At 71.7% G+C, this 16,629-nt stretch carries 12 protein-coding genes; 6 read left to right on the forward strand and 6 right to left on the reverse strand.

From position 1 onward, the window contains the following. The first annotated feature begins 284 nt into the window (after positions 1-284). Positions 285-1,652, forward strand: a complete 1,368-nt coding sequence (locus ABD823_RS13915; RefSeq protein ID WP_344859501.1) for a hypothetical protein — start codon at positions 285-287, stop codon at positions 1,650-1,652. Between the two features lie 276 nt (positions 1,653-1,928). Then, positions 1,929-4,253, forward strand: coding sequence for a WD40 repeat domain-containing serine/threonine protein kinase (locus tag ABD823_RS13920; protein WP_344859503.1), 2,325 nt, complete (start codon positions 1,929-1,931; stop codon positions 4,251-4,253). Between the two features lie 99 nt (positions 4,254-4,352). Here the strand turns inward: ABD823_RS13920 and ABD823_RS13925 are convergent, their stop codons facing one another. From ABD823_RS13925 to ABD823_RS13935, 3 genes are all read right to left on the reverse strand, one after another. After that, positions 4,353-5,357 (reverse strand): LacI family DNA-binding transcriptional regulator, encoded by a 1,005-nt coding sequence (locus ABD823_RS13925; RefSeq protein WP_344859504.1) that lies wholly within the window; start codon positions 5,355-5,357, stop codon positions 4,353-4,355. Further along, entirely contained in the window at positions 5,354-8,257 is a 2,904-nt protein-coding gene (locus ABD823_RS13930) for a glycoside hydrolase family 3 C-terminal domain-containing protein (RefSeq protein ID WP_344859506.1), read from the reverse strand. Before ABD823_RS13930 ends, ABD823_RS13925 begins: the two co-directional genes overlap by 4 nt. Positions 8,258-8,614: 357 nt before the next feature. Next, positions 8,615-9,931 carry an ROK family transcriptional regulator gene (locus tag ABD823_RS13935; RefSeq protein WP_344859507.1) on the reverse strand — a complete coding sequence of 439 codons (1,317 nt, stop codon included), beginning with the start codon at positions 9,929-9,931 and terminating at the stop codon, positions 8,615-8,617. A gap of 216 nt (positions 9,932-10,147) precedes the next feature. Here ABD823_RS13935 and ABD823_RS13940 point away from each other — a divergent pair, with 216 nt between their 5' ends. The 3 genes from ABD823_RS13940 to ABD823_RS13950 are packed head-to-tail and all read left to right on the forward strand — an operon-like array spanning position 10,148 to position 13,732. Next, positions 10,148-11,824 carry an extracellular solute-binding protein gene (locus tag ABD823_RS13940; RefSeq protein ID WP_344859509.1) on the forward strand — a complete coding sequence of 559 codons (1,677 nt, stop codon included), beginning with the start codon at positions 10,148-10,150 and terminating at the stop codon, positions 11,822-11,824. After that, positions 11,817-12,839, forward strand: a complete 1,023-nt coding sequence (locus ABD823_RS13945) for an ABC transporter permease (RefSeq protein WP_425566607.1) — start codon at positions 11,817-11,819, stop codon at positions 12,837-12,839. Before ABD823_RS13940 ends, ABD823_RS13945 begins: the two co-directional genes overlap by 8 nt. Continuing rightward, positions 12,836-13,732 carry a carbohydrate ABC transporter permease gene (locus ABD823_RS13950; RefSeq protein ID WP_344859510.1) on the forward strand — a complete coding sequence of 299 codons (897 nt, stop codon included), beginning with the start codon at positions 12,836-12,838 and terminating at the stop codon, positions 13,730-13,732. Before ABD823_RS13945 ends, ABD823_RS13950 begins: the two co-directional genes overlap by 4 nt. Positions 13,733-13,878: 146 nt before the next feature. On the opposite strand, the gene ABD823_RS13955 is transcribed toward ABD823_RS13950, so the two are convergent. Further along, positions 13,879-15,132 carry an alpha/beta hydrolase family protein gene (locus tag ABD823_RS13955; protein WP_344859512.1) on the reverse strand — a complete coding sequence of 418 codons (1,254 nt, stop codon included), beginning with the start codon at positions 15,130-15,132 and terminating at the stop codon, positions 13,879-13,881. A 271-nt stretch (positions 15,133-15,403) separates the two neighbouring features. On the opposite strand from ABD823_RS13955, the gene ABD823_RS13960 reads away from it, so the two are divergent. After that, positions 15,404-15,544, forward strand: a complete 141-nt coding sequence (locus ABD823_RS13960) for a hypothetical protein (RefSeq protein ID WP_344859513.1) — start codon at positions 15,404-15,406, stop codon at positions 15,542-15,544. Positions 15,545-15,604: 60 nt separating this feature from the next. Here ABD823_RS13960 and ABD823_RS13965 read toward each other — a convergent pair whose 3' ends face one another. After that, positions 15,605-15,928, reverse strand: a complete 324-nt coding sequence (locus ABD823_RS13965; RefSeq protein ID WP_344859514.1) for a MerR family transcriptional regulator — start codon at positions 15,926-15,928, stop codon at positions 15,605-15,607. Positions 15,929-16,016: 88 nt separating this feature from the next. After that, positions 16,017-16,460, reverse strand: a complete 444-nt coding sequence (locus tag ABD823_RS13970; protein ID WP_344859516.1) for an Hsp20/alpha crystallin family protein — start codon at positions 16,458-16,460, stop codon at positions 16,017-16,019. Between the last annotated feature and the right edge of the window lie 169 nt (positions 16,461-16,629).

The raw sequence follows: 16,629 nt of genomic DNA on the forward strand, positions 1-16,629 counted from the left end.
GGGCAGGTGGGGCAGGCGGTCAGCGCCGGCGCGGTGGTGTGCGACATCAAGGACGCCTGACCGGCACCGGGACAGGCCGATCCGGCGGCGGCTCCACGGTTGCCGGTCCGGATGCGGTAGGTGCGTGGACGCCGGGGTGGCCCGCATCGGGCCGCCCCGGTGTGCGATCTGCGACGGTCCTCCAACTCGGTGCCCGATCACCGGATGAAGGGGATACGGTCGGGTAGTAGGGAACTTCGATGTCCGCTCATTCGTCCTTATCGGACGAAGGAGGCTTTACTGCCGTGACCACCACAAAACTCTCAGCAGGTCGTCTCGGTGCCGCGATCACCGCGCTCTTCACCGGGCTACTGGCCGTCTTCATGATCGCTCCGGCGGCCCACGCAGCGGCACCCGATCCGTCCTCGATCGCATCGCAGCTGAAGAGCGGGAATCGTTTCTACTACGACTCCGCCGCCAACGTGCCGGACAATTCTGTGGACACCATGCGGACCGCGGTCCAGAGGACGTCCAACGTCTACCTCGCCGTTCTCCCTCAGGGTTCGATCAAGAACAGCTCCGAGGCCCGGACGTTCCTCAGAGAACTGAACTCCGAGATCGGTGGCGAGAACATCGTCGCGGTCGCCAACGGCACCCAGCTGCTCTACTCCACGAACATCTCCGGACTCAACCTGGACAGGGCTTTTCAACAGGCACGCAGTGAGTCCTCCAACATGACCGAGGGCGTCGCCAACTTCGTGCGGCTCGCCGACGCCGCGGCCACCGGTTCCGGCGGTGCCGCTGCCCCGGACTCCCGTTCCTCTGGTGGTTCCGGCGGCGGCGTGCTGGTCGGCATCCTGGTGCTGGCCCTGGCCGGCGGCGGCGGACTGCTCCTCTACTCCCGCAAGAAGAAGAAGGAGCGCGAGGCCCGCGAGGCCTCCGAACTGGCCGCGGTCAAGCAGACCGTGGACGAGGACATCACGAAGTTCGGCGAGGAGATCACCGCGCTGGACATGGATGTCAAGATGCTGGCCGACGGCGGTGACCACCAGGAGGACTGGGCTCGCGCCCTCAACTCCTACGAGCGGGCCAAGGCGGAGATCGCGGAGGTCAGGCGCCCCGACGACCTGCGCGACGTGACCACCGCGCTGGAGGAGGGCCGCTACGCCCTCGCCTGCGTGAAGGCCCGCGTCAACCACGAACCGCTTCCCGAGCGGCGCTCGCCGTGCTTCTTCAACCCGCAGCACGGCCCCTCGGCCCGCGACGTGCGCTGGGCCCCGCCCGGCGGCGCGGTGCGCGACGTCCCGGCCTGCGCGGCCGACGCCGAGGCCATCGAGCGCGGTTTCGAGCCGCAGACCCGTGAGGTCGTCATGGCCAACGGCCAGCGCCGCCCCTACTACGAGGCGGGCCCGGCCTACCAGCCGTACGCCTACGGCTACTACGGGGGCTTCGGTGACGTGATGAGCGGCATGCTCGTCGGCACGATGCTCGGCAGCATGATGGGCGGCTGGGGCATGGGCGGCTACGGCATGGGCTACGGCGCCGGCTACCAGGAGGGCGTGTCCGATGCCGGTGGCGACACGGGCATGGGCGGCGGTGACTTCGGCGGAGGCTGGGGTGACTTCGGCGGAGGCGACTTCGGTGGCGGTGACTTCGGCGGAGGCGACTGGTAGTCGCGGCGGTCACGGCTGAGAGCCGCTCGCTCCACGACGCGGCGGGGGCCGTGCGGATCCGGAAAGGATCCGCACGGCCCCCGCTTTTTGTTTACGGATGGCCCATTATCGCAAATGACGGACAACCGGTGAATGTCTGGGGATTCCACTGTCATGGTCGGCTATGGCGAGATGGCAGATGATTATGACAGGCTGCTGATCGGGGTTTTGATCGATACCGTCCCGAGTGTCGAGCGCCGTCAAGGGCCCGCTCCGGTGACGGCGGAGAAGGGGGAGATGGTGCCCGATTCCGGCCGGTTGGGCGTGAACGACCCGCAGCAGATCAGCGCGTACCGGTTGGTGAGAGTGCTCGGCGAGGGCGGTCAGGGGACGGTCTATCTCGGCCAGGACCCTTCCGGGCGGCGGGTGGCCGTCAAGGTGCTGCACACGCGCATGGCCGCCGAGACCGTCCTGCGGGAGCGCTTCGAGCGGGAGGCGGAGCTGGCCCGCCGGGTCGCGGTGTTCTGCACCGCCCAGGTGCTGGAGGCCGGGATCAGCGACGGACGGCCCTATCTGGTCAGCGAGTACGTCCCCGGACCGTCGCTGCAGCAGCTGGTCACCACCGAGGGACCCCGCACCGGCAGCGGATTGGAGCGCCTGGCGGTCGCCACGGCGACGGCGCTGGCCGCCATCCACCGGGTCGGGATCGTGCACCGCGACTTCAAACCGGCGAATGTGATCATGGGCCCGGAGGGGCCGGTCGTCATCGACTTCGGCATCGCCCGCATCCTGGAGGCCAGCGCCACCGACTCGGCGCTGGTGGGCAGCCCCGGCTACATGGCGCCCGAGCAGCTCTCCGACGGTCCCGTCGGCCCGGCCTCCGACGTCTTCGCCTGGGCCGCCACCATGGTGTACGCCGCCACCGGGCACGCGGCCTTCGCCGGGCAGCACCCCGCGGCGGTGATGAACGCCGTCATGAACGGCGAACCGGACCTGAACGGGGTGCCGCGCGGGCTGCGCTCGCTGCTGCTGGCGTGCCTGGCCAAGGATCCCGCCGCCCGGCCCACGGCCGACCGGGTGCTGGCCACGCTGACCGGGAACGGCACCGCTCGGAGCCCGTTCGGAGGAAACGGCGCACAGGAGACGGACCGCACCGTGCCCGGCCTGCTCACCGGATCACCGGCCGCGCCTGGTTCACCGGCTCCCGCCGGTCGAGGTTCCGATGCGCCCGCCCGTCCGCATCCCGACGACGTGACCATGTACGGCACTCCTGGAGAGCACGGCCCGCGCATGCCCACGCCACCGGCGCCCCACCGCGCCGGAGCGAACCCCTTTCCTCCTCGGTCGCAGACCCCGGAGCGCGGCGCGGCTCAGGACGGCGCACGCCCCGCCGATGCCGGCCACGTCCCTGCGGCCCTCTCCTCCGGCAACGGCGGATCCGCCGCCACCGCGCCCTCCGGACGATCCGCCGTAGCCGCGTCCGCGCCCACGAGGGCCTCACGCCGCATCCCGACTTTCGCCCTGGCCACGGCGGCCGCGGTCGCCCTCGGGGCCGTAGCGGGTGTCGTGATCTATATGAGCACCTCGCCCACCGGCACGGATGCCTCGGCTACGCCGTCCACCTCGGTATCCGCCGCATCTCCCTCCGAGCCGTCCTCCTCCCGCGCGCTGTTCACCGGTCATGCCCGGGCGGTGAACGCGGTGGCCGTCACCGAGTTGGACGGCCGCCGGGTCGTCGTCTCCGGCAGCGGGGACCAGACCGTACGGGTGTGGGACCTGGCCACGGGCCAGCAGATCGGCCGGCCGATCACCGATCCGGCCGGTCCTATCTTCGCGATGGCCGTGACACAACTGGACGACCGCACAGTCGCCGTCACCGGTGGATTCGGTAAAGCCATGCGGGTGTGGGACCTGGCCACGGGCAAGCAGATCGGCCGCCCACTCGAAATCGCCGAGGTCTCATCTCTGGCGGTAACGAAGCTGGACGGTCGTCCAGTCGTCCTCTCCGGCAGCGCGGACGAGACCGTGCGGGTGTGGGACCTGGATACGGGCGAGCAGATAGGCCAGCCGTTCAACGGTCACGAGAGCGTGATCTCCACGCTTGTGGTGGCGGAGCTGGACGGCCGACCGATAGCCGTCTCCGGCAGTTTCGACAAGACCGCGCGGATCTGGGACCTGACCACCGGCAAGCAGGTCGGCAAGCCGATCACCGACAGCACCGTCTCCCTGAGCGCGGTGGCGGTGGCGGACATGGACGGCCGCCAGGTCGTCGTCACCGGCGGGAGCGACCGCGACAGCAACAAAGGCGTCGTGTGGGTGTGGGATCTGGCGACCGGTTCCCCCATCGGCCAGCCGTTCAGGGAGCACACCGACAACGTCAGGTCAGTGGTGGTGACGAGGTTGGACGGCCGCCTGGTCGCCATCACCGGCAGCGAGGACAGGACCGTTCGGGTCTGGGACCTGACCACCCGGGAGCCGATCGGTGAGCCGTTGACCGGTCACGACCGGGGGATCCACTCGATCGTCGTGACGGAGCTGGACGGCCGCCAGGTCATCGTCACCGGCAGCGGGGACGGCACGATCAGGGTGTGGGACCCGCCGGTGTCCTCCGGCGGCGACTGACCTCCGCCACGTCCCGCCCGCCCCCGGGCGCGGTCCCCGCCGTGCTCCGGTCCCGGCGACCTCAACGGTCGTCCCCGCCGTGCTCCGGTCCCGGTGGCCTCACGTGCTGTCCCGGATCGTCAGCCGGGGGGTCAGCAGGGTGCCGTCGGGGACCGTACGGCCTTCCAGCTTGTCCATCAGCAGCCGGACCGCTTCCCGGCCGACGTCCTCGGCCGGGACCAGCACCGAGGTCAGCGGCGGGCTGGAACGTTCCGCGATGTCGTCGGGGCAGATGGCGACCACCGCGACGTCCTCCGGGACGCGCCGGCCGTACTGGCGCAGCGCCCCGAGCACGTGGCCGGTCGCGGCCTCGTTGTGCACGACCAGCCCGGTCAGGCCCGGCCGCCGCTCCAGCAGCTCGGCCACGGTCCGCGCCACCTCGTCGAACGTCTCCTCGCACGGCAGGGCCACCCCGGTCAGCCCGTACTCGGCGACGGCCTCGGTGAAGCCCTCCCGGGTCCGCCGGGCGAAGCCGGTGCCGCGGTCGTAGACCACGCCGGGCGCGCCGAGCAGCGCGATCTCCCGGTGGCCGCGTTCGGCCAGGTGCTGCACGCAGAGCGCCCCGGCCCGCGCGAAGTCGAGGTCGACGCAGGTCAGCCCGGTGGTGTCGGCGGGGAAGCCGATGAGCACGCTCGGTTCGGCCAGCTGGCGCAGGAGCGGCACCCGGGTGTCGTGCAGTTCCACGTCCATGAGCACCAGCCCGTCCACCAGCGCGCTGGCGGCGGCCCGCCGGATCCCGTCGGGTCCTTCGTCCGCGGTGAGCAGGAGCACGTCGTGGTCGTAGCGGCGGGCGGCGGTCACCACCGAGGTGGCGAACTGCATCAGCACCGGCACGTGCATGCCGGCCCGGAGCGGCAGGACCAGCGCGATCACGTTCGCCCGCCGGCTGGCCAGCGCCCGGGCCCCGGCGTTGGGGTGGTAGCCGAGCGTCCGCACGCTGTCGAGCACGCGCCGCCGGGTGTCGGCGGAGATGGCGCGCTTGCCGCTGAGCACGTACGAGACCGTGCTCACCGCCACCCCGGCGTGCCGGGCGACCTCGGCGATGGTGACCGCTCGACCGCTCATTCGTTCTCCGCGCGCTCGCAGGCCCGCTCGAAGGCCAGATGGGAAACGGTTATACCGGCATTCTCGAACACCACATAGAGGTCGTGTACACCCCGGGCTCCGGCGAGGGCGCCGGTGACCCGGGTCAGGTCGTACCGGCCGCCGCGCGGGACGGGCACGGTGCCGAGGGCCGGGCCGTACAGGGGGTCGTCGAGCCGGAGGGTGACCACGCCGCCCTCGGTGCTGGTCGCCTCCAGCGTGCAGGCGTCCGCCCCCGCCCCGAGGTCCACCTCGCGGAAGAGGATCCACGCGCCCTCCGCGGTGGACCGTACGGCGTCGCCGGAAACCCTGGACGCGTCGGTGAACGCCACCGCGTCGTACTCGTCGTGGCCGGTCGCCGCGATCGGCCCGGCGAAGGCGGCGCGGGGCGGGATGCGCTCGCCGGGGACGTGGACCGTCGCGCACAGCCGGATGTCGCGGGCCGAGCGCCCCACCATGATCTTGTGGGGGGCCTCCTCGACCGTGAAGCGGTCCCGGGTCACGTCCCAGAAGGCCAGGTCGGCGATGTCGAGGCTCCAGCGGACCGTGGTGCTCTCGCCGGGCGCCAGGTGCAGTTTCTCGAAGCCCCGCAGGCGGCGGAGCGGCTGCTTGACGCGGGAGCGCTGCTGGTGGGTGTAGAGCTGGACGACCTCCGTCCCGGGCCGGGTGCCGGTGTTGGTGACCACGGCCGAGACGGCGATCCTCCCGTCGGCGACCTCGGCGGTCAGGTCGGAGTAGTCGAAGTCCGTGTAGGACAGGCCGTGGCCGAAGGGGTAGAGCGGGGTGCCGCGGTAGTACTGGTAGGTGGCGTCGGCGGCGATGATGTCGTAGTCGAGCAGGTCGGGCAGTTCGCACGCCGAGCGGTACCACGTCTGGGTGAGGCGCCCCTCGGGGTCGGCGTCGCCGAAGAGCACCTCGGCCAGCGCGTGGCCGTACTCCTGGCCGCCGTGCGAGGACCACAGGACGGCGGGCAGGTCCGGCAGCGACCAGGCCATCGGGTAGCCGCTGCTGACCACCATGACGGTCCGCGGGTTGGCCGCGCGCACCGCGGCCACCACGGCCTCCTGCGCCGCCGGGAGCGCCAGGTCGAGGCGGTCCTCGGTCTCGCGCCCGTTGACCAGCGGGTGGTCGCCGACCACGACGACCGCCACGTCGGCGGTGGCGGCCAGCGCGGCGGCGGCCGCGGCGCCGCCGGTGACCGTCTCTGCGGTCAGCCAGACCGCCGCGTCGGCGTCGTCCACCAGCCGGAGCACCGTGCCGGCCCCCGCGCCGGCCCCCGCACCGGCCTCCGCGGCGGGTCCGGAGCCGTCCAGGGCGGCACCGGCGGCCGCGCCGGGACCCGCACCGGGAGCGGGGGCGGGGCCGAGCCCGACGTAGCGGCCGGTGGAGATGTGCCGGAGCGCCAGCGTGCCGCGCGCCCGCTCCTCCAGCCGGAAGGTCTGGCGCACCTCCCAGCCGTTCGGTCCCGGCTGGTCGTTGACCAGCACGCCGGCGTCGTCCACCGAGACGTGGCGGCCGGTCGCCACGGCCCGCAGCGCGTAGGAGCCTCCACCCCAGTCGAACAGGTCGAACAGGCCCTCCGCCGTGCCGGCCTCCGCGGTGACGGTGAGCGGCCCGCCGCCGGGGTCGGCGACGACGTGCCCGCTCTCGGCGGTCAGCGTGATCCGGTCCACCGCCTCGCAGAACACCGTCTCGCACCGCTCGGCGAGCCCGGCGCGGGCGGTGACGGCGTACGGCAGGGTGCCGGAGTACCAGTCCTCCATGAGGGTGTCGCCGAGGGGGCCGATGACGGCGATCCTCTTCACCCCGGCCAGCGGGAGGATGCCGTCGTTCTCCAGGAGCACGATCGAGCGCCGGGCGGCCTCGCGGGCCAGCGCCTGGTGCTCGGGGCAGTTGACCACGGCCTCCGTCACGTCGTCGTACGGCGTGGCGGGGTCGAACTCGCCGAGCCGGAACCGGATGGAGAGCGCGTGCCGGACCGCCGTGTCGATGTCGGCCTCGGTGAGCAGGCCCCGCTCCAGCGCGTCGTGGATGTGCCCGAGCACGGCCTCGGTGCGGTCGTCGTCCTGGGTGAAGCTGTCGAGCCCTGCCTTGACGGCGTGCGCGTAGGCCTCGGCGGGGTCGTCGTGATAGGCCTGCAGGCCGGTGAGGTTGCCGGGGGCGTAGGCGTCGCTGACCACGAGGACGTCGTCGGGGGCCCAGGCGCGCAGCACGCCGTTGATCAGCGGGCTGAGGTGGGCGGGGCGGCCGTTGACGAGGTTGTAGGAGGGCATCACGGCCACGGCGGCGCCGCACTCCAGGGCGGGCCGGTAGGCGGGCAGCTCGTACTCGTGCAGCACCCGGGGCGGCAGGTCGCTGGAGGTGGTGCAGCGGTCGGTCTCGTTGTTGTAGCCGAGGAAGTGCTTGAGCGTCGGCGCGGTCTTCAGGATGGCGGGATCGCTCCCGCGGAGGCCGGAGGCGTACGCCACGGACATGACGCCGGTCAGCCACGGGTCCTCGGAGTAGCCTTCCTCGTTCCGCCCCCAGCGGGGGTCGCGCAGCGGGTTGACCACCGGGGCCCACACGTTGCGCCCGGCCCCGGCGGGGTCCTTGCGGTGGAAGGCCAGGACCTCGTCGGCCGTGGCCTCGCCGACCCGCCGGACCAGCTCGGGGTCCCAGGTGCTGGCCAGCCCGACGGCCTGCGGGAAGACCGTTGCCGGGCCGAGCCAGGCCAGGCCGTGCAGGGCCTCGGTGCCGGTGCGGAAGGGGCCCACGCCCAGACGCTCGACCGGTGCCTGGTACTGGTGGAGCAGGGCCACCTTCTCCGCCAGGGTCAGCCTGCCCTGCAGGTCGGCGATGCGGTCGGCGAGGGGGAGCTCGGGGTCGCGGAACGGTTCGTTCATTGGGGGGACCATCCCTCTGATGAGCGTCGAAGCGCTTCGACAACGGGGCGAGAAAACGCGCTTCTGTCGAAGCGCTTCGATAGTCGGTCCAGGAAAACTCCGCCCGTTACATCCATGTTTCAAGCGGAGTTTCCCTGAAGGTTGCCCGGATGTGAGATCCAGGTCAAGGGGTCGGGAGAAATTCGCGGATCATTCTTCGGTCACGGACCGCCCCTGAGCGGGACCGGGCCGCCCCGGGAACGGCCGGGCCCCCGAGGAAGGAGCCGGCCGGGCTCAGGGGACACCCGGCAGCCGGCCGGGCTCAGGGGACACCCGGCAGCCGGCCGGGCTCAGGGGACACCCGGCAGCCGACCGGGCTCAGGAGACGCGCGGCAGCCGACCGGAGTCCACCGAGTCGAGCACCCGGGCCGCGCCGCCCAGCGCCGCCGCGTCGTAGCCCAGGGTGGAGGCGACCACCCGGCAGCCGCCGCCGTCCGGCGCGATGGTGCGCCCGCGCGTCTCCTCCTCCACCGCGGGCAGCAGCCAGGGCGCCAGCGGCACGTAGTAACCGCCCAGGATGACCACCTGCGGGTTGAGCAGGTTGGTGACGACCGACACGCCCTTGCCGAGCTGCCGGCCGACCCCGCTCAGCAGGGCGAGGGTCTCGGGGTCGCCGGCGCGGGCCAGCCGTACGACCTCCTCCAGCTCGACCTCGACCTCGGCCGGGGAGAGCGGGGCGTGCCGGAGCACCGCGCCGATCCCGGCCACCGCCTCCAGGCAGCCGGTCCGCCCGCACCGGCACTCGGGGCCGAGCGGATCGAGCTGGATGTGGCCGATCTCGCCGCCGTACCCGCGTCCGCCCCGGCGCAGCCGCCCGTCCAGGATGACCCCGGCGCCGACCCCGATCTCCCCGGTGAGGTAGACGAGGTCGGCGGTCCCCGCCTGGGCGCCGAAGCGGTGCTCGGCCAGGGCCGCGAGGTTGGCGTCGTTGTCGACCTGGACGGGGAAGCCGGGGTCGCGCAGCGCCTTGGCCAGGTCTCCGGCCAGGTCGGCGTCGCGCCAGCCGAGGTTGGGGGCGACGAGCACCGTGCCGTCCGTGCCGACCAGGCCGGGCACGCCCACGGTCAGCCCGAGGACCTGGCGCTCCTGCTTGGCCATCCGGCCCACCACGCGGCGGACGATCGCCGCGACGGTGCCCACCGCCTGCCCCACGGAGCCCGCCGGCCCGGACGGACCCGGCGGTCCCGCCGCGCCTCCCGCGCCGGGGACCTCCGCCGTACCGGATCCACGGGAGCCGGGGACGTCCGCCGTACCGGACCCGGGGGCACCGGCCGCCCCGGAGAAGGAGCGCCGCCAGGACAGCAGCCGCTCCCCCGACAGGTCCACCGCCACCGCGGTGACGTAGTCGACGTTGATCTCGATGCCGATCGCGGCGTACGGCGAGCCGTCGAGCACGAGCATCGTGGCCGGGCGCCCGACGCGGTTCTCGGTCAGCCCGGTCTCCCGCACCAGCCGGCGGTCGATCAGGTCGGCGACCAGGCTCGAGACGGTCGCCTTGTTCAGGCCCGTGGAGGCCGCGATGTCCGCCCGCGAACACGGCGCGTGCTCGCGCACGAACCGCAGCACCACGGCGAGGTTGGTGGCCCGGACATCGGCGAAGTCAGCCGGCTGCGGATTCGTCGTAGATGTGATCAAGGTCCGTCCCGTCCCGATCGGTCCGGGAGCCGTCGCGCGGACGTCCCCCGGCTGGCCCCATCATGCCCCACCCGCCCGAGGACCCGCGATCACCGGCCCCTTGTGGCGAGAGTGCCCCTCGACTAATTTGTTTGGTCAAAAGACGAACTAACTCTACCTCCCCCCTATCCTCTTCCGACAACCCCGATCCGTCGATGACAACGAAGGGAACGCGCCATGAAGACTCCTCCCGAGGGCGCGACGACCAGCCGCCGGGGCTTCCTCGGCCTCGTGGGCCTCGGTGCGGCCGCCCTGGCCGGCGGCGGCCTGCTCAGCGGATGCTCGACCCCGGCAGGCCCCCGGCCCGGCAGCGGAGGCGCCACCGCGGCCGCCCTCGACAAGCTGTCCTCGCTGACGCCGACCCACGTCCCGTACGCGGGCGTCACCGCCGACATCGTCGGGCAGAACGGCGCGCCCGGCGGCTTCACCAAGTATCCCGCCACCCTCGTCGACGCGGTCACCGCCAAGCCCGGCAAGGGCGGCCACTACAAGGCCATGACCCCGCTGTGGAACCCGCTCCCGCCGCCGCTGGGCGAGAACTCCTACTTCGAGGCCGTCAACGCCGACCTCGGCGCGACCATCGAGTTCAACATCCTCGACGGCATGACGATCATCGAGAAGATGAACGCGGTCATCGCCAGCGGCAACGTCGTCGACATCACGATGATCCCGAGCTGGACCGTCAACCAGATCCCCCAGTTCGGCGAGGCCGTGGGCCGGCTGTTCGAGGACCTCACCCCCTACCTGCAGGGCGACGCCGTCAAGAAGTACCCGCTGCTGGCCAACATCAGCACCGACGCCTGGAAGTGGGGCGTCTTCAACGGCAAGCTGATGGGCATCCCCGGCAGCTACACCTTCCCGATGGGCGTGGTCCTCCTCTACCGCAAGGACCTGTTCGACGCGGGCGGCTGGGCCACCCCCAAGAGCGCCGACGAGATGCTCGCCCTGGGCAAGGAGATCACCGACCCCAAGAAGAAGCGCTGGGCCTTCGGCGACATCAAGCTGTCGGTCTACCAGATCTTCCGCGCGCCCAAGGAGTGGGTCCTCTCCGGCGGCAAGCTGGTCCACCGGTACGAGACGCCGGAGTTCGAGGCGGCGGTCGAGTTCATGCGCAAGCTCTACGAGGGCAAGCTCATCCACCCCGACATCGTCAGCAGCAAGGGCGCCAACGCCAAGGAGCTGTTCAAGTCCGGCCAGATCCTCATCACCCAGGACGGCTTCGGCGGGTGGAAGGAGACGCTGGAGCAGATGCTCCCCGGCAATCCCGACTTCTGGATCGAGGGGCTGCCGCACTTCGGCCACGACGGGGGCGCCCCCGCCTACCACAGGACCGAGGAGCCGGGGCAGTACACCTTCATCAAGAAGGGCCTGGCCAAGGAGAAGGTCGAGGAGATCCTCTCCCTGATGAACTACCTGGCCGCGCCGTTCGGCACGCAGGAGCACATGCTGGCCGTCTACGGCGTCGAGGGCAAGCACTACACCAGGACGGAGGAAGGGGCCCCCAAGCGGACCGAGCTCGGCCTCAAGGAGGCCCCGCCGACCTACTTCTTCCTCAGCGGCCGGCCGGACGCGATCACCGAGAGCGAGCTGCCGAAGTACGTGGAGACCGCGGCCAACTGGTACAACGAGGGAGCCCAGCACTGGGCGCCCAACCCGCACGAGGGCATCCGGATCCAGCGGCCCGCGGAGTACGCCGCCCTGGAGCAGCCCACCGAGGACAAGATCCAGGACGTCGTCCGCGGCCGCCGCCCGCTCAGCGACCTGAAGAAGGTCGTCGACGAGTGGCGCAAGGACGGCGGCGACAAGAGCCGCGAGTTCTACATGAAGGTCCTGCAGGACAACGGCCGTGCTTGAGAACGCCGAGAAGGCCGGGAACGGCAAGAGCACCGGACCGGCGGGTGACCTGACCTCACCCGCCGGCGCCGGCGCTCCCGCAAAGCGTAGCAACACCGGCGCGAAGCCCTCGCTGGGCGCCCGGCTGAGGCGCGACTGGCAGCTGCTGCTGATGGCCGTGCCCGCGGTCGGGCTGCTGGTGGTGTTCCACTACGTGCCGACGCTCGGCAACGTGATCGCCTTCCAGGACTACTCGCCCCACGTCGGGATCGCGGACAGCCCCTGGATCGGCTTCGCCAACTTCCAGTGGCTGCTCACCGACCCCAGCTTCTGGGACGCCACGCTGAACACGCTCACCATCACGGCGTTCCAGCTGGTGTTCTACTTCCCGATCCCGATCATGCTGGCGGTCCTGCTCGACAGCGTGATGAACCCGCGCGTCCGGCTGTTCGTGCAGAGCATCGTCTACATGCCGCACTTCTTCTCCTGGGTGCTGGTCGTCACGCTGTTCCAGCAGATCCTGGGCGGCGCGGGACTGCTCTCCCAGTTGCTGCGCGCCAACGGCTACGACGGCGTCGACATCATGACCAACCCGGACACCTTCCTGCTGCTGGTGACGGCGGAGTCGGTGTGGAAGGACGCCGGCTGGGGGACGATCATCTTCCTGGCCGCGCTGGCGGCGATCAACCAGAACCTCTACGAGGCGGCGGCGGTGGACGGCGCCGGCCGCTGGCGGCGGATGTGGCACATCACCCTGCCCGGGCTCCGCCCGGTCATCGTGCTGCTGCTGATCCTCCGCCTCGGCGACGCGCTCAACGTCGGCTTCGAGCAGTTCTTCCTCCAGCGCGACGCGGTGGGCCGGGAGGCCGCCGAGGTCCTGGACACCTTCGTCTACTGGCGCACGCTCGTCACCGGGGAGTGGAGCTACGGCGCCGCGGCCGGCCTGGTCAAGGGCCTGGTCGGGCTGGTCCTGATCCTCGTGGCCAACAAGATCGCCCACCGGTTCGGCGAACAGGGAATCTACAAGAAATCATGAGTACACGTCCCGCCTGGGAGGAAGCGCCGAGTCTGCCGGGCAGGCTGGCCAAGGGCCTGGCCCTGTCCCTCATCACGCTCATCGTCCTCTTCCCGATCTACATCGTGGTGCTCACCAGCCTGTCCCCCGCCTCCGCGGTGAACGAGGCAGGCGGCCTGGTGGTGGTGCCCGACGGGTTCTCCTTCGCCGCCTACCGCGAGCTGTTCTCCGGCGGCGTGGTCACCCGCTCGGTGCTGGTGAGCCTCGGCGTCACCGCGGTGGGCACGGCGGTGAGCCTGGTCTGCACGGTGCTCGCGGCCTACGGCCTGTCCCGGCCCGGCTCGCTGTTCCACCGGCCGCTGCTGTTCATGATCCTGCTGACGTTCCTGTTCACCCCGGGCATGATCCCCAGCTACCTGCTGGTCAGCTCGCTCGACCTGATCGACAGCTACTGGTCGCTGATCCTGCCGGGCGCGATCAACGCGTTCAACCTCGTGGTCATGCGCGCGTTCTTCATGAACATCCCGGAGGAGGTGCCCGACAGCGCCCGCATCGACGGGGCGAGCGAGTTCCGCATCCTGATGCGGATCGTGCTGCCCATGTCCAAGGGCGTCGTCGCGGTCATCGGCCTGTTCTACGCCGTGGGCTACTGGAACGCCTTCTTCAACGCGATCCTCTACATGAACGACAACGCCAAGTGGCCGCTCCAACTGGTGATGCGCCAGTACGTCCAGCAGGGGCAGTCGCTGACCCTCGGCTCGGTGGTGGACACCTCGGTCGGCGGCGCGCTCCCGCCCAACCTGGCGATCCAGATGGCCATCGTGGTGCTGGCCCTGATCCCGGTGGTGTTCATCTACCCGTTCGTCCAGAAGCACTTCACCAAGGGCGTCATCATCGGCGCCGTCAAGGGCTGATCCCCGCCCCCGCCGTCCGCGGGCCCGGCGTCCGCACCCGCGGGTGCCGGGCCCGCGCCGTGCGGCCGTGCCCGGCACCCCGCCGCACGGGCCGGGCCGGGCACGGACCCGGTGCGGCCGGCGGGCACCGGCCGCACCGGAGCGGCTCACCTGCGCAGCGTCACCTCGGGGTGGCGCCCGGAGGGCCGGTCGAGCAGCGGCTGCGCGCGCCCGCGCAGGTGGAGGTCGAAGAAGGCCGCCACGTACGTGCGGGTGATCTCCAGCGAGCGGGCGCCGGGCAGCGTGCCGAACGTCTTCTCGTCACCGAGCAGGTCGGCCAGGAGCGGCGCGTAGTCCGTGAAGGAGGCGTGCCCCGCTCCCTTGACCGTCACCCAGCGCCTCCAGCCGGTCATGTTCGCCCAGTCCCGGGGCCAGGTGGGGTCCTTCACCTCCTGCTCGGCCCCCAGCAGCAGGAACGGCCTGGCGAGGCCCTTCTCCGGGATCGGGATCCAGAAGGTGCCGTCCATGTTGACCCCGGCGCGCACCCGGGGGTCGGTGAGCATGGTGTGCGTGGCGCTGTTGCCGCCGATGGAGTGGCCCGCCATGCCGATGCGGGACCGGTCGATCAGCCCGGCGTGCCTCCAGGCCGGGTCCTCGCCCGTCAGCCGGTCCAGGACGAACGAGACGTCCGCCGCCCGGGCCCGGGTGCTCTTCTCCCCGAACCCGGGGTCGTCCTCCGCCGCGCAGGCGGCGCAGGGGGCGGTGCGCCCGTCGGGGAAGGTGACGGGGGCCTCGTGGGTGTGGTCGACGCCCGCCACCACGTAGCCCCGGCTCGCCAGGTCCTCGGCCAGCGCCGTCAGCGAGCTGCGGGGCATGCCGAAGCCCGGGGAGAGCACGACGAGCGGCAGGCTCCCGCGCCGTCCCAGCGGCGCGGCGCCGGCGACCGCGGTGGTGCGCGTCCCGCTCAGCACCTCCCCGGGCACGTCGACGCCCTGCGCCTTCAGCAGCAGCTCCGCCTCCCGCACCGTCATGTACGGCGCCCGCTTCCCCTTCGGGTTCCGCGCCGGGTACCAGATCGAGACCATGAGCTCCCGGACCTCCCGCTCGGGCGCCCACGGGTCCGGGCGGGAGCGGTCCACCAGGTGGAGCGCCGTCGTGCCGACCCGGTGCGGGCCGGTGGGCCGGGGCAGGGCGAGCGCACCGGCCGGGTCCTGGGCCCCGGACGGCCCGGCCGCGGTGGCCGGCGCCGGGGACGGCCTTTCCGCGGTGGCCGGTGACGGGGGCGCGGACGCCGTGCCCGCCGTACCGGGGGCGGCGAGCGCGGTGGCGGGCGCGGCGAGAGCGAGGAGTGCGACGGCGGCGGCCAGGGCGCCGCGGAGCGCCGGGCGTGCCGAACGTGCTGAACGTGTTGAACGTGACATGTGGATCATCGTGGCGGCGCCCCGGTGGCGGGCGCCTCGACCGGAAAGGCACTCACCGGGTACGACTTGCGTCGATCCCGCGGTTCCCCCTCCACCGGTGGTCGCACCCGGACGTCACCGCGGAGAGGGGGCGGACACGGCGGACCGCGGCGAGGGCCGTGCCCTCGCCGACGAGCCGGACGACGGCTCACATCCTTCCTTCGCGGTTTCCTCCCATCGTTGATGGCTTATATATGTCCTGTTTATAGATGACCGACAAAGGAGGGCGGACATGTCCGTCACTCAGATCGACATCGACGACGAAGCCCTCGCCGCCCACCACGGGCTCACACCGCTGCATGCCGACAACGACTCCGTCACGGTCTCCGCCGTCATGACCGGGCTCCGGCAACGCGACATCCGCATCCCCTGACCCTCCTCCCAGAAGTGCACCGACCCGTCGGCCGCACGGTGTGCGCCTCCCGGGGAGCGGTCAGGCGTCCCCGGCGGCCGTCTCCCCGGCGGCGGCGCGCAGGCGGGCGATCTCGGCCTGCAGGTCGCGGACCTGCTGCTGGAGTTCGAAGATGCGGCGGACCGCGGCGAGGGTCATGCCCTCGTCGATGAGCCGGATGGCGTCCTGGAGGCTGCCGATCTCGTGGCGGCTGTAGCGCCGCTGGCCCCCGGCCGAGCGGGACGGCCGGACCACGTCGTGCTCGTCGAGGCGGCGCAGGAACGCCTGCTGGACCTGGAGCATGTCGGCCACCTGGCCGACGGAGTACAGCGGGGCGTGCTCGTCGTCGAACGGCAGCCGGCTCATCGTCGTCTCCTCCACCGGTCTGGAACGAAACCGACGGGGTGGACGCCCTTCCTGCGGCGCCCACCCCGTCGCGGCCCGACCCGGCCGGTCAGGCCTTGATCGACTTCTGGTCGACCTTCTGGATCTCGACCTTGCGCGGCCGGGCCTTCTCCACGACCGGGACGCGCACGGCCAGGACGCCGTTGGAGTAGGCGGCGTCGACCTGCTCGCTGTCGAGATGGTCGGGCAGGTAGACGCGGCGGGTGAAGGCGCCCATCGGCCGCTCGCGCACGAACAGGCGGTCGTCCTCGCCGTACTCCTCCTCGCGGCGGGCGCTGACGGTCAGCACGCCGCGGTCGACGGTGACCTCGATGGAGTCGGGGTCGACGCCCGGCAGGTCGAACTTGAGGAGCACGTCGTCCTTGCGGCGGACGCCGTCCAGCGGCATCGCCCCGCGCGCGGCGCTCTCGCCCCAGCCGAGGGCCTGGCGCGTGATCCGGTCGAACTGACGGTCGAGCTCCTGAACGAACGGGTCGATCGACGTCAGCAGCATCGATAACCACCTCCGTTGTGCCGGGCAGGGTTCCTCAAGTCCTGCCTTCAGAGAACCTCACACTTCAGTTATAAGTTATCCTCCAGCCAGCATGCAAGTCAGCTACGAGAAATTTTGCATTCTTTCCGCGGCCCGCTCCGTGTCCCGGCAGGACCGGTCCCGCCGGGGC

Source organism: Planomonospora alba (genome assembly GCF_039534085.1).
GTDB classification, from domain to species: Bacteria; Actinomycetota; Actinomycetes; order Streptosporangiales; family Streptosporangiaceae; genus Planomonospora_B; species Planomonospora_B alba.

What these genes read in the sequence shown, in the direction of transcription:
- ABD823_RS13920 (WP_344859503.1), top strand. Translation starts at nt 1,929, where the DNA reads ATGGTGCCCGATTCCGGCCGGTTGGGCGTGAACGACCCGCAGCAGATC.
- ABD823_RS13925 (WP_344859504.1), bottom strand. Translation starts at nt 5,357, where the DNA reads ATGAGCGGTCGAGCGGTCACCATCGCCGAGGTCGCCCGGCACGCCGGG.
- ABD823_RS13930 (WP_344859506.1), bottom strand. Translation starts at nt 8,257, where the DNA reads ATGAACGAACCGTTCCGCGACCCCGAGCTCCCCCTCGCCGACCGCATC.
- ABD823_RS13940 (WP_344859509.1), top strand. Translation starts at nt 10,148, where the DNA reads ATGAAGACTCCTCCCGAGGGCGCGACGACCAGCCGCCGGGGCTTCCTC.
- ABD823_RS13950 (WP_344859510.1), top strand. Translation starts at nt 12,836, where the DNA reads ATGAGTACACGTCCCGCCTGGGAGGAAGCGCCGAGTCTGCCGGGCAGG.
- ABD823_RS13955 (WP_344859512.1), bottom strand. Translation starts at nt 15,132, where the DNA reads ATGTCACGTTCAACACGTTCAGCACGTTCGGCACGCCCGGCGCTCCGC.
- ABD823_RS13960 (WP_344859513.1), top strand. Translation starts at nt 15,404, where the DNA reads ATGTCCGTCACTCAGATCGACATCGACGACGAAGCCCTCGCCGCCCAC.
- ABD823_RS13965 (WP_344859514.1), bottom strand. Translation starts at nt 15,928, where the DNA reads ATGAGCCGGCTGCCGTTCGACGACGAGCACGCCCCGCTGTACTCCGTC.
- ABD823_RS13970 (WP_344859516.1), bottom strand. Translation starts at nt 16,460, where the DNA reads ATGCTGCTGACGTCGATCGACCCGTTCGTTCAGGAGCTCGACCGTCAG.